At 67.6% G+C, this 11,973-nt stretch carries 9 protein-coding genes; 2 read left to right on the forward strand and 7 right to left on the reverse strand.

Annotated features, from left to right (window positions below; genetic code table 11):
- Positions 1-72 precede the first annotated feature (72 nt).
- From AC1RVW_RS13345 to AC1RVW_RS13365, 5 genes are all read right to left on the reverse strand, one after another.
- Positions 73-1,647 (reverse strand): tripartite tricarboxylate transporter permease, encoded by a 1,575-nt coding sequence (locus AC1RVW_RS13345; protein ID WP_081270106.1) that lies wholly within the window; start codon positions 1,645-1,647, stop codon positions 73-75.
- A gap of 4 nt (positions 1,648-1,651) precedes the next feature.
- Positions 1,652-2,173: a tripartite tricarboxylate transporter TctB family protein gene (locus tag AC1RVW_RS13350; protein WP_199851927.1), complete on the reverse strand. Its 522-nt coding sequence runs from the start codon at positions 2,171-2,173 to the stop codon at positions 1,652-1,654.
- Between the two features lie 145 nt (positions 2,174-2,318).
- On the reverse strand, positions 2,319-3,884 hold the full coding sequence (locus tag AC1RVW_RS13355; RefSeq protein ID WP_493200410.1) for a sensor histidine kinase: 1,566 nt from the start codon (positions 3,882-3,884) through the stop codon (positions 2,319-2,321).
- Positions 3,841-4,551 carry a response regulator gene (locus AC1RVW_RS13360; protein ID WP_285411837.1) on the reverse strand — a complete coding sequence of 237 codons (711 nt, stop codon included), beginning with the start codon at positions 4,549-4,551 and terminating at the stop codon, positions 3,841-3,843. Before AC1RVW_RS13360 ends, AC1RVW_RS13355 begins: the two co-directional genes overlap by 44 nt.
- A gap of 17 nt (positions 4,552-4,568) precedes the next feature.
- Positions 4,569-5,360, reverse strand: coding sequence for a sulfurtransferase (locus AC1RVW_RS13365; protein ID WP_285411835.1), 792 nt, complete (start codon positions 5,358-5,360; stop codon positions 4,569-4,571).
- A 145-nt stretch (positions 5,361-5,505) separates the two neighbouring features.
- Between AC1RVW_RS13365 and dnaE the strand changes: the two genes are divergently transcribed.
- Complete coding sequence (gene dnaE / locus AC1RVW_RS13370) at positions 5,506-9,024, forward strand: DNA polymerase III subunit alpha (RefSeq protein WP_493200413.1); 3,519 nt, start codon at positions 5,506-5,508, stop codon at positions 9,022-9,024.
- A gap of 108 nt (positions 9,025-9,132) precedes the next feature.
- Complete coding sequence (locus AC1RVW_RS13375; RefSeq protein WP_493200415.1) at positions 9,133-9,486, forward strand: YgiW/YdeI family stress tolerance OB fold protein; 354 nt, start codon at positions 9,133-9,135, stop codon at positions 9,484-9,486.
- A gap of 27 nt (positions 9,487-9,513) precedes the next feature.
- On the opposite strand, the gene AC1RVW_RS13380 is transcribed toward AC1RVW_RS13375, so the two are convergent.
- Positions 9,514-11,244: a peptidoglycan D,D-transpeptidase FtsI family protein gene (locus tag AC1RVW_RS13380; protein WP_106934840.1), complete on the reverse strand. Its 1,731-nt coding sequence runs from the start codon at positions 11,242-11,244 to the stop codon at positions 9,514-9,516.
- An 86-nt stretch (positions 11,245-11,330) separates the two neighbouring features.
- On the reverse strand, positions 11,331-11,973 hold a 643-nt coding region (tolA, locus tag AC1RVW_RS13385), incomplete at its 5' end, for a cell envelope integrity protein TolA (RefSeq protein ID WP_493200417.1).

An 11,973-nucleotide genomic window follows, 5' to 3' on the forward strand; every position in this document is an offset into this window, starting at 1 on the left:
AGGCCCGCTCGAAAATGAAAAAGGCCCGCATCAGCGGGCCTTGTTCTTCGTGGAGCGGAAAGCAGGGGCGGCCTACTTGCCGCCGCCGCCCATCGAGGCAGCTTCCGCGGGCGGTGCGCCCTCAGGCGGCTTGGGCAGATCCACCATGGCCTTGCGGCCGCCGCGGCCGCGCCATGCCGAGTAGCCCACGCCCAGCAGCAGCAGCGCACACAGGCCGATGAAGGTGCCGCTGATCGGGCGGGTCACGAACACCGACATGTCGCCGCGCGAGAGCAGCAGCGCGCGGCGGAAGTTCTCTTCCACCATCGGCCCGAGCACGAAGCCCAGCAGGATCGGCGCGACCGAGAACTCCAGCGTCATCAGCACCGCGCCGACGATGCCGAACACCAGCACTTCCCAGATCTGGAACAGGCTGTTCTGCGTGCTGTACACGCCCGTTGCAATGAAGAACATCGCGGCAGGGAACAGGTACTTGTAGGGCACCTTCAGCAGCTTCACCCACACGCCGATCATCGGCACGTTCAGGATGACGAGGATCACGTTGCCGATCCAGAAGGAGGCGATCAGGCCCCAGAAGATGTCCGGATGCTCGGTGATGAGCTGCGGGCCGGGCTGGATGCCCTGGATCAGCAGCGCACCCAGGATCAGCGCCATCACCGCGTCGCCCGGAATGCCCAGGCTCATGGTCGGGATGAAGTCGACCTGCGTCTTCGAGTGCGCGGAGGCTTCGGGCCCGGCCACGCCTTCGATCATGCCGGTGCCGAACTTGTTCGGCGTCTTCGACACCTTGCGCTCCAGCGCATAGGCGATGAAGGTGGTGATGGTCGGGCCCGTGCCGGGCATGGCGCCGAACACCGTGCCGACGAGCGTGCCGCGGATCATGGCGGGGAAGGCGCGCTTGAGCTCTTCCTTGCTCGGGCGCATGTCGCTGAGCTTGAGCGTGCCGGTGTCGCCGATGGCCTTCATGCGGTTCACGTTGAGCAGGAAGTCGGCCACGCCGAACAGGCCCATCGAGATCGCCACCAGTTCCAGGCCGTCGCTGAGCTCAGGCAGGCCGAACGCGAAGCGGAAGCTGCCGCTGTTCACGTCGGTGCCGACCACGCCGCACAGCAGGCCGAACAGCGTCATGGCCACGCCCTTGAGCGGCGAGCCGCGCGACATGGTGGAGCCGGCCAGCAGGCCCAGCAGCATGATCGAGAAGATCTCGGTCGGGCCGAACTTGAACGCGATCTGCACCAGCAGCGGCGAGGCGAAGATCATCACGATGATGCCGACGGAGGCCGCGAAGAACGAGGCGATCATCGTCACCCCGAGCGCGACGCCCCCCTTGCCCTGCTTGGTCATGGGGTACCCGTCCAGGCAGGTCACCGCATGGGGCGGGTGGGACGGCATGTTCATCAGGATGGCGCCGATGGCGCCGCCGTACTGCGAGCCGTAGAAGATGCCGGCCAGCATCAGGATGGCGGGCACCGGGTGCATCACGTAGGTGAGCGGCAGCAGGATCGAGATGGCCTGCAGCGCGCCCATGCCCGGCAGCACGCCGATCAGGTTGCCCACCAGCACGCCGAAGAAGGACCACAGCAGGTTCGAGCCCTGGAAGGCGACGCCGAAGCCGAACCACAGGTCATGTAGCGATTGACCGATCATGATCTCAGCCTCCCCACTGGAACAGGGGGAGCTGCAGCTTGAGCGCCCACCAGAAGACGACCACCGCGATGAACGACATCGCGAGCGAGAGCAGCACTGCTTCAGTCAGCGTGTTGTCGCGGTCGCCGAGCGCCGAGATGAACACGATGGCGAAGGTCGCCGGCAGCAGGCCGCCGTACTCGCCGAACAGCAGGAACGCGAGGATGCCCAGGATGATGCAGACGCCGCCGCGGATGTCGGGCATGCCGCCCGGATGGCCGTGCGAGACGGCCTCTTCGGATACGGGCTTGTCGCCGCGCGCGGACAGCGCGATGAGCAGGCCCGTGAGCGCCAGCAGCGCGCCCAGCGCCACCGGGAAGAAGCCCGGGCCCATGTGCGCGAGCTCGCCCACGCGGTAGCCGATGCCGGCGTAGACCGCGGCCAGTCCGATGACGATCAGCAGGGCGCCGCCGTAGTAGTCTTTCTTGAATCTGGAAGCGGGCCGGGGCGCGTGCGAGGCCGGATCTTCACCGAGCTGGTGCTGCATAAGTCTCCTTCGATTTGGAAGGAGGGCAGTCTAGGAATCGAGGCTTTCAATCCCCTTTCGGGCGGGGCGCAAGCAGCCTGCGGAGCCTCAAAATACGTGTAATCACGTACCGGCGTATCCGGTGAAACCCTAGCAAAAATGGCCCTCAGGCGAGGTGCAGCGGCAGCCTCAGCGTGGCGCGCAGTCCGCCGCCGGTGTTGCTCTCGGGCATGCCCGCGCTGTCGAGCTCGATCTCGCCGCCGTTGCGCCGCGCGTAGCCGCGCGCGATGGTCAGGCCGAGGCCCGCGCCGTGTGCCGCGCCCGCATCCACGGCCGGGTCGCGGTGGAAGCGTTCGAACACGCTCGCGCGCCGCTCGGGCGCGATGCCGGGACCGTTGTCGCACACCTCCGCCAGCGCGGACGACGCATCGCGCCGCACGGTCACGGTGATGTTGCCGCCGCGCGGCGTGTACTTGAGCGCGTTGTGCACGAGGTTCGCGAGCACCTCATGGAGCTCGGCCGCGTTGGCGAGCACCGGCAGCACGGGCAGCACGGGCGTGTCGCCGTCTTCACCTTCGCCTTCATCGTCGGCGGCGGCTGCATCGCTGCGCGCATCGACCCAGCCCAGGTCCTGGTCGTTCTCGCGCGCGAGCGGCAGGTACTCGAGCACGACGCCACGCGCGATGGCGTTGAGGTCGACCACCGCCGGCTCGGCCCGGGCGGCTTCGCCTTCGGTGGTGGCATGGGCCAGCGCGAGCAGCTGTTCGCTCAGGCGCCGGGTGCGCGCCAGTTGCGCCACGATGGCATGCAGCGACTCGCGCATGCGCGCCGGATCGGTCTCGCGCACCGCGTAGCCGGCCTGAATGGACAGGATGCTCAGCGGCGTGCGCAGCTGGTGCGAGGCGTCGGCCAGGAACTGCGACTGCTCTTCCACCATGCGCCGGTGGCTCGCGATGTGGTGGTTGACCGCATCGACCAGCGGCACTACTTCCTTGGGCACGCCGTTGGCGTCGAGCGGCTTGAGGTCGTCGCGGGAACGCTCGCGCAGCGAGCGGCGCAGGCGCTCCAGCGGGCGCAGGGTCCAGGCCACGCCCAGCCACACCAGCAGCGCCATCACCAGCACCATGCGGGTGTCGCGCAGCAGCTCCTGGCGCAGCGACTCCGACTGGGCCTCGGTGCGCGGCCCGATGCCTTCGGCCGCCTGTATCAGCACGCTGTAGGCCACGCCGGGGTGGACGTGGTCGTACACCGTCTGGCGCAGCGCGGCCACGCGCACGCGGTGCTGCTCGTGCACCGCGTCGTAGAACACCGGCACGCCGTCGGCGGGGCGGGCCGCGGGCCGGGGCAGGCCGGGCACGCCCATGAGCGTGGATTCGGGCGAGTTCACATCGAGCGTGCCGCCCTTGGGAATGCGCTGGACGCCCACGTGCAGGTACTTGTAGCGCAGGTGCGTCGACTCGAACATGGCCTGGATCGAGAACGGCTCCTGCACGCGCACGCTGCCGTCGCTCGCCACCACGATGCCGTTGGCCAGCGCCTGCACAGGCTCGAGCAGGCTCTGGTCGTAGGCGGCCACCAGCGAGTCGGTCAGCGCGCGGTAGTCGTTCCAGCTGTCCAGCGCCAGCAGCGTGACCATCCCGGGCAGCAACAGCGCCAGCAGCCGCGTGCGGATGCCGAAGCGCTGCGGCTCAGTCGCCGGCGACGGGGTGGGCGGCCGAGGCTGCGGATCCATCGGCAATGCCTTCGAGCATGTAACCCAGGCCGCGCACGGTGACGATGCGCACGTCGCTGTCGGCCAGCTTGCGCCGCAGGCGGTGCAGCACCACTTCGATGGCGTCCGGCCCGGCCGTGCTGTCGTTGGTGAACACCTTGGCAAAGAGCTGCGACTTGCCGACCGGCGAGCCGCTGCGCATCAGCAAGGCGGTCAGCGCGGCCTGCTCGCGCGGCGTGAGCGACAGCAGCGTGCCGCGCAGCGTGAAGGCGTGGCTCTGGCTGTCGTAGGAGAGCGATGCGCACTGCAGGCGCGGGTGCTGCTTGCCGCGGCTGCGCCGCACCAGCGCCGACAGGCGCGCCTCCAGCTCGACCAGCTCGAAAGGCTTGGAGAGGAAGTCGTCGGCGCCCAGGTTCAGGCCGCGCACGCGGTCCTGCAGCGCGCCCTGCGCGGTGAGGATCAGCACCGGCGTGCGGTCGTCGGCGTTGCGCATGTCGGCCAGCACGCTCAGGCCGTGCTTGTCGGGCAGGCGCAGGTCCAGCACGATGGCGTCGTATTCGGTGCCGGCCATGAAGGCTTCGGCGGTGCGCGCGTCGGGCGCGTGGTCGGCGACGAAGCCGCTCTGGGTCAATGCGCGGATCAGCCAGGAGGCCATGTCCAGTTCGTCTTCGACCAGGAGGATGCGCATTGAAAGCTGCCGGTGGTTCAGTTCTTCAGGCCGAGGTTCAGGTCGGTGTCTTCCGCCGCGCGTGCGCTGGCGTCGGCCGCGCGGGCGCTCAGGTCGGGCGCCAGTGCGCGCCGGCCGTCGAACACGAAGCAGTCGCCGTGGTAGTGCGCGCCGCCGACCTGCTCGAAGTATTTGAGGATGCCGCCTTCGAGCTGCAGCACGTTCTCGATGCCTTCCTCGCGCATCAGGATGGCCGCCTTCTCGCAGCGGATGCCGCCGGTGCAGAAGCTCACCACGGTCTTGCCGGCGAAGTCGGCGCGGTGCTCCTTCAGGGCGGGCGGGAATTCGGTGAACTTGGTGATGCGCCAGTCGATCGCGCCGTCGAAGGTGCCTTCGTCGACCTCGAAGCCGTTGCGGGTGTCGAGCAGGGCGATTTCGCGGCCCTGGTCGTCATGGCCCTGGTCGAGCCAGCGCTTGAGGGTGGGGGCATCCACGCCGGGTGCCCGGCCGGCGGCGGGCTGGATCGCCGGGTGGTCCATGCGGATGATCTCGCGCTTGAGCTTCACCAGCATGCGGCGAAACGGCTGCGATGCGGACCAGCTCTCCTTGGCCTCGAGGTCGGCGAAGCGGGCATCGGCGCGCAGATGGGCCAGGAAAGCCCGGACGCCGTCGGCCGAACCCGCCAGAAACAGGTTGATACCCTCCGGCGCCAGCAGGATGGTGCCCATGAGGTCCAGGGCCTGGGCGCGGGCGCGCAGGTCTTCACGCAGCACGGGGCTGTCGTCGATGGCCACGAACTTGTAGGCCGCGATATTCAAAATCTCTTGCACGGGGCGGGATTCTAGGTGCCGCCGGGCCGCCCCAAGGCACCGAGCCTCCCCCTCGGGGGGTGGCGAAGCACACGAAGTGGCAAGCCGGGGGGCTATTCGTATCGCTAACTCACATGGTGGATGCGGTGCTTTCTACAATGGCCGGATGTTTGTTCACCTGCGCCTGCACACCGAGTTTTCCGTCGTCGACGGCACCAACCGAATCGATGAAGTCATCAAGGCCGCGGCTGCCGACAAGCAGCCCGCACTGGCCATCACCGACCTGAACAACCTGTTCGGCGCGGTAAAGTTCTACAAGCAGGGGCGGGGCAAGGGCGTCAAGCCGGTCATTGGCGCCGAGATCTTCATCGACGGGCTGGGCAAGGAGCCCGGCGCGCTGACCCGCATCGTGCTGCTGGTGCAGAACATGGAGGGTTATCTGAACCTCTCCGAGCTGCTGGCGCGAGCCTGGACGCAGAACGTGGCGCGCGGCCAGTCGCAGGCGGCCTGCAAGCTGGAATGGGTGCAGGAGCTGGCGGGCGGGCTGATCGCGCTGTCGGGCGCGCAGGCCGGACCGCTCGGCCAGCCGCTGCTGCAGGGGCAGGGCGAGCGCGCCGCCGAACTGGCGCTGCAACTGGCGGGGATTTTTCCGCACCGCTTCTACATCGAGCTGCAACGCGCCGGCCGTCCCGAAGACGAGCCGCACGTCATTGCCGCGGTGCAGCTCGCGGCGCGGCTGCGCCTGCCGGTGGTGGCCACGCACCCGGTGCAGTTCGCGGCCCGCGAAGACTACGAGGCGCACGAGGCGCGCGTGTGCATTTCCGAAGGCGAGATTCTCGGCAACCCGCGCCGCGTGCGCCGCTTCACCGAAGAGCAGTACTTCAAGTCGAGCGCCGAGATGCAGGCGCTCTTTGCCGACGTGCCGAGCGCGCTGGCCAACACGGTCGAGATCGCCAAGCGCTGCAACCTGACGCTGGTGCTGGGCAAGCCGCAACTGCCGGACTTTCCGACGCCTTTCATCAGCGACGGCGTGCGCATGCCGATCGACGAGTTCTTCCGCCAGGAGTCGTTCGAGGGGCTGGAGGCGCGCCTGAAGCACCTCTACCCCGACGAGGCCAGGCGCGATGCCGAGCGTCCGCGCTACGTCGAGCGCCTCGAGTTCGAGATCAACACCATCTTGAACATGGGGTTTCCGGGCTACTTCCTGATCGTGGGCGACTTCATCAAGTGGGCCAAGGAAAACGGCTGCCCGGTGGGGCCGGGCCGGGGCTCGGGCGCCGGCTCGCTGGTCGCCTATGCGCTGAAGATCACCGACCTCGACCCGCTCGAATACAAGCTGCTGTTCGAACGTTTCCTGAACCCCGAGCGCGTCTCGATGCCCGACTTCGACATCGACTTCTGCCAGGGCAACCGGGACCGTGTGATCGACTACGTGAAGGACAAGTACGGCCGCAACGCCGTGAGCCAGATCGCCACCTTCGGCACCATGGCCGCGCGCGCGGCAATCCGCGACGTGGGCCGCGTGCTGGACATGAGCTACATGTTCTGCGACGGCATCAGCAAGCTGATCCCGAACAAGCCCGGCATGTCGGTCACGCTGCAGTACCCGCCCGAGAAGAAGATCGAGGGCGACAAGAACAACTACGCCATCGAGATGGAGCCGCAGCTCGCGGAGCGCATCGAGAAGGAAGAAGAAGTGCGCATGCTGGTCGAGCTCGCCCAGAAGCTCGAAGGCATGACGCGCAACATCGGCATGCACGCCGGGGGCGTGCTCATTGCGCCGGGCAAGCTCACCGACTTCTGCCCGCTCTACCAGCAGCCCGGCAGCGAATCTGCCGTGAGCCAGTACGACAAGGACGACGTCGAAGCCATCGGCCTCGTGAAGTTCGACTTCCTGGGCCTCGCCACGCTCACCATCCTGGAGATTGCGCGCGAGTTCATCATGAAGCGCCACAAGGGCCAGGAGAACTTCGCGTTCGAGAACATCCCGCTGAACGACGCGGCCACGTACAGGCTGTTCTCCGAAGGCAAGACGGAAGCGGTGTTCCAGTTCGAATCGCGCGGCATGCAGGGCATGCTGAAGGACGCGCGCCCCACGCGGCTGGAAGACCTGATCGCGCTGAACGCGCTGTACCGCCCGGGCCCGATGGACCTGATTCCCAGCTTCGTGGCGCGCAAGCACGGCCGCGAAGAAGTGGAGTATCCGCACCCGGCCGTGGCCGAGATGCTCTCCGAGACCTACGGGATCATGGTCTACCAGGAGCAGGTGATGCAGACCGCGCAGATCCTGGGCGGCTACTCGCTCGGCGGCGCCGACTTGCTGCGCCGCGCCATGGGCAAGAAGAAGCTCGAGGAAATGGCCGAGCACCGCGAGAAGTTCCGCGCCGGTGCGCTCGCCACGCATGGCATCGTCCAGGACAAGGCCGACGAAATCTTCGACTTGATGGAGAAGTTCGCGGGCTACGGCTTCAACAAGTCGCACGCCGCCGCCTACTCGCTGCTGGCGTACCACACGGGCTGGCTGAAGGTCCACTACACGGCCGAGTTCTTCTGCGCCAACATGACCGTGGAAATGGACGACACGGACAAGCTCAAGCTGCTGTTCGAAGACGCCCAGAAGAACTTCGGCATCACCTTCGAGCCGCCGGACGTGAACCGCGGCAACTACCGCTTCGAGCCCGTGACCGACCGCGTCATCCGCTACGGGCTGGGTGCCGTCAAGGGCACGGGCCAGCTCGCGGTCGAGGCCGTGGTGCGGGCGCGCGAAGAGGGCGGCCCGTTCAAGAGCCTGTTCGACTTCTGCGTGCGCATCGACCGCCAGCGCATCAACAAGCGCACGGTGGAAGCGCTCATCAAGGCCGGCGCCTTCGACTCCATCCAGCAGAACCGCGCGTCGCTGATCGCCTCGGTCGACCGCGCCTTCGAGTTCGCCAGCGCGACCGCGGCCAATGCCTCGCAGGCCGACATCTTCGGCGACTGCGAGCACGGTTCGGCCACCGCGGAGCCCGACCTGGTCGACGCCACGCCGTGGGGCGTGAAGGAACGCCTGACGTTCGAGAAGACGGCCGTCGGCTTCTACCTGTCGGGCCACCTGTTCGACGAGGTCTCGCACGAGGTGCGGCGCTTCTGCAAGCGCGAGATCGGCGACCTGCTCGACAGCCGCGACCAGCAGGTCATTGCCGGCATCGTGAGCGACTTCCGCGTCATCAACGGCCAGCGCGGCCGGCTGGCGATCTTCAAGCTCGACGACAAGTCGGAAGCCATCGACGCCACCGCCGACGAGGCGACCATCAACGCCAACCGCAACACGCTGAAGGACGATGAACTCGTCATCGTCAGCGGCCGGCTGCAACCGGCGCGCGGCGGCTTCGAGGCGCGCTTCCAGGTGCAGCAGGTGTGGGACCTGGCCACGGCGCGCTGCCGCTTCGGCAAGTTCCTGCGCGTGGCGGTGAACGGCAAGGCGCCCGACATCGCACGCCTGGTCAAGGACTTTCCGCCGCGCACCGAGCAGACCGAGGTCGGCGACCTGGTCCAGGGCCTGCCGGTGCGGCTGTCGATGGCGCGCGGCGGTGCGCAGGTCGAGCTGCAGCTGGGCGAGCGCGCCAAGTTCTTCCCGACCGACGCGGCGCTGGCCAGCTGGACCGCGCAGGCGGAGGCCGGCAAGGCGCAGATCGTGTACGACTGACCGGGCGAGCAAGGGCGCCTTGAAGCGCCTTCGGCGCGTGGGCCTTTTCATCGGCTCGTTACGATCCTCCTCGTGCTTTTCAACCCGAAGTTCAAGGAGGAACTCGCCATGAATAAACCAGCCCTCGTTCTCGCACTGGCCCTGGTGCTGCCGTTCGCCGCCTCGGCCCAGTACGCAGGCCCGAGCACCGTGCCGGCGATGAACGTCAAGCAACTGCTGGACACCGGCAAGGACGACCAGCACGCCACCTTGCGCGGCTTCATCGTCTCGCACGACGGTGGGGAGCACTACACCTTCGCGGACGACAGCGGCCGCATGAAGGTCGAGATCGATGCCAAGCATTTCCCGCCCGGCGTGAAGATCGACGACAAGGTGCGCGTCGAGATCACCGGCGAGCTCGACAAGGACCGGTTCGGCAACAAGATCGAGCTCGACGTGAAGCGCCTCAGCCTGGCGCCCTGATCGTCTTCCGTCGCCCGGAAGACGGGCTCAGTGCGACTGCGGCGTCACGGCCAGGTCCGGCAGCACGTTCATGATGCGCAGCGTCTGCTGCACCACCTGGCTGAACACCGGCGCCGCGACCAGGCCGCCGAAGTACTTGCCCGCGCCGGGCTCGTCGATCATCACCGCGACGATGATGCGCGGCTTGTCGATGGGCGACATGCCCGTGTACCAGGCGCGGTACTTGTTGCTCGCGTAGCCCTTGCCGACCTGCTTGTGCGCGGTGCCGGTCTTGCCGCCGACCGAGTAGCCCTCCGTCTGCGCGAGCGGCGCGGTGCCGCCGGGCGCCGCGGCCAAATGCATCATCTGCCGCACCTGGCTCGCCACCAGCGGCGAGAACACCTGCACGCCGGCCGGCTCCTCGCCGTTGTTCTTCAGCAGGCTCACCGGAATCACCTCGCCGTCGTGCGCGAAGGCCGTGTAGGCGTGCGCGATCTGGAACAGCGAAGCCGACAGGCCGTAGCCGTAGGACATGGTGGCCTGTTCGATCGGACGCCACGACTTCCACGGGCGCAGCCGCCCGGTCACGGCGCCGGGGAAGGGTGTCTGCGGCTTCTGGCCCAGGCCCACCGCGGTGAGCGAGTTCCACATTTCCTGCGCCGACATGCGCTGCGAGATCTTGGTGGCGCCCACGTTGCTTGATTTCTGGATCACGCCCTCGACCGTGAGCACGCCGAAATTCTCGTCGTCGTGGATGGTCGCGCCCGACACGGTGATGCGCCCCGGGTTGGTGTCGATGATGGTCTTGGGCGTGACGCGGCCCAGTTGCAGCGCGGTGGCGACGGTGATCGGCTTCATGGTCGAGCCGGGCTCGAACACGTCGGTCATGGCGCGGTTGCGCAACTGCTCGCCCGTGAGGTTGCGGCGGTCGTTGGGGTCGTAGCTGGGGTAGTTGGCCATGGCCAGCAGCTCGCCGGTGCGGGCATCGACCACCACCACGCTGCCGGCGCGCGCCTTGTTGGTGACCACGGCGTCGCGGATCTTCTCGTAGGCGACGAACTGCACGCGGTCGTCGATGCTCAGCTGGATGTCGTGGCCCTCGGTGGGCGGAACCTGGTCCTCGGTGTCCTCGACGATGTGGCCCAGCCGGTCTTTCAGCACGTGCCGCGAGCCGGACTTGCCGGCCAGCTCCTGGTTGAAGGCCAGCTCGACGCCTTCCTGCCCCACGTCTTCCACGTTGGTGAAGCCGGCCAGGTGGGCGGCGGCCTCGCCCTCGGGGTACTGGCGGCGGTAGTCGCGGCGCAGGTAGATGCCCTTGAGGTTGAGCGCGGCCACCTGCTTGGCGACCGACTGGTCGACCTGGCGCTTGATCCAGACGAAGCTCTTGTCCTCGTCTTCCAGCTTCTTGTCGAGTTCCTTCTGCGGCATGCCCAGCAGCTTGGCCACCTGCTGGAGCTTGGCCAGCACCGCCGGGTCGTCGCGCTCGATGTCCTCGGGAATGGCCCAGATGCTGGGCGCCGGAATGTCGGAGGCCAGGATCAGTCCGTTGCGGTCGAGGATGCGGCCCCGGTTGGCCGGCAGCTCCAGCGTGCGCTGGTAGCGCACTTCGCCCTGGTGCTGGAAGAAGTCGTTGTTGAAGATCTGCACGTAGGCCGCGCGTGCCGCCAGCAGCATGAAGCCGAAAGCGATGCTGGCCACGATGAACTTGCTGCGCCACACGGGGGTGGGGCTGGCGAGCAGTGGACTGCTGCCGTATCGGATGCGGCCGGTGGGATTCATGAGCCCTGATTATCGAGTTCCGGGTGACGTGCAAGTCACCCGGAATGGGCCCGTTTTCTTAGCTGCGCGTTAGGCGCAAGCCCGTATCAGCGCTTGGGCCGCAGCGACACGATCAGCGACGGGAAGATGCGCCCGTCGGTGTCGCGCGGCAGCTTGTCGGTCTTGCGCAGGCCGCGCTCGGCCGCATCGTCCCAGCCGGGCAGGCCGCTCGATTTGCTGAGCTTGACGCCGACGATGGTGCCGTCGGGTGCCAGGCTCACCTCGAACTCCGCCGCCGGGTTGCCGTTCACGGTGTCGGCATCGGGGAAGGTGATGTTCGGGCGAACCGCCGCTGCAATGCGGCCTGCATAGCCGCTCGACGGACCCGACGAGCGCATGGCCGTGCCCTTTGAGTCGTCGCTGCCGCTGGCACCGGCCAGGCCCTGCATGCGCTTGAGCGTGGCGGCACGGTCGGCGGCGGCCTGCTTGGCCGCAGCCTCGGCCTTCTTGGCTTCAGCCTGCTTGGCCTCTGCCTCCTGCTGCTTCTTCTGCTCGGCCAGCTTCTGCTGCTGTTCCTTCTTGCGCTGGGCCTCGTCTTCGGCGCGCTGCTTGGCTTCGAGCTCCTTCTTCTTCTGCAGCTGCTTTTGCTGCTGCTCGAGCTCGCGTTCTTTCTGTTCCTTCTGCTCCTTGAGCTTCTTCTCGCGCTCCAGGGCAATGTCGGGCGCCTTGGGCGCGGGCGCGGGCTCGGGT

It is taken from the genome of Variovorax sp. MPBD4-3 (genome assembly GCF_058809745.1).

Bases quoted from the DNA above. Each gene is read 5' to 3' on its own strand.
- AC1RVW_RS13360 (WP_285411837.1), bottom strand. From the start codon at position 4,551: ATGCGCATCCTCCTGGTCGAAGACGAACTGGACATGGCCTCCTGGCTG.
- AC1RVW_RS13345 (WP_081270106.1), bottom strand. From the start codon at position 1,647: ATGATCGGTCAATCGCTACATGACCTGTGGTTCGGCTTCGGCGTCGCC.
- dnaE (WP_493200413.1), top strand. From the start codon at position 5,506: ATGTTTGTTCACCTGCGCCTGCACACCGAGTTTTCCGTCGTCGACGGC.
- AC1RVW_RS13350 (WP_199851927.1), bottom strand. From the start codon at position 2,173: ATGCAGCACCAGCTCGGTGAAGATCCGGCCTCGCACGCGCCCCGGCCC.
- AC1RVW_RS13355 (WP_493200410.1), bottom strand. From the start codon at position 3,884: ATGGATCCGCAGCCTCGGCCGCCCACCCCGTCGCCGGCGACTGAGCCG.
- AC1RVW_RS13375 (WP_493200415.1), top strand. From the start codon at position 9,133: ATGAATAAACCAGCCCTCGTTCTCGCACTGGCCCTGGTGCTGCCGTTC.
- AC1RVW_RS13380 (WP_106934840.1), bottom strand. From the start codon at position 11,244: ATGAATCCCACCGGCCGCATCCGATACGGCAGCAGTCCACTGCTCGCC.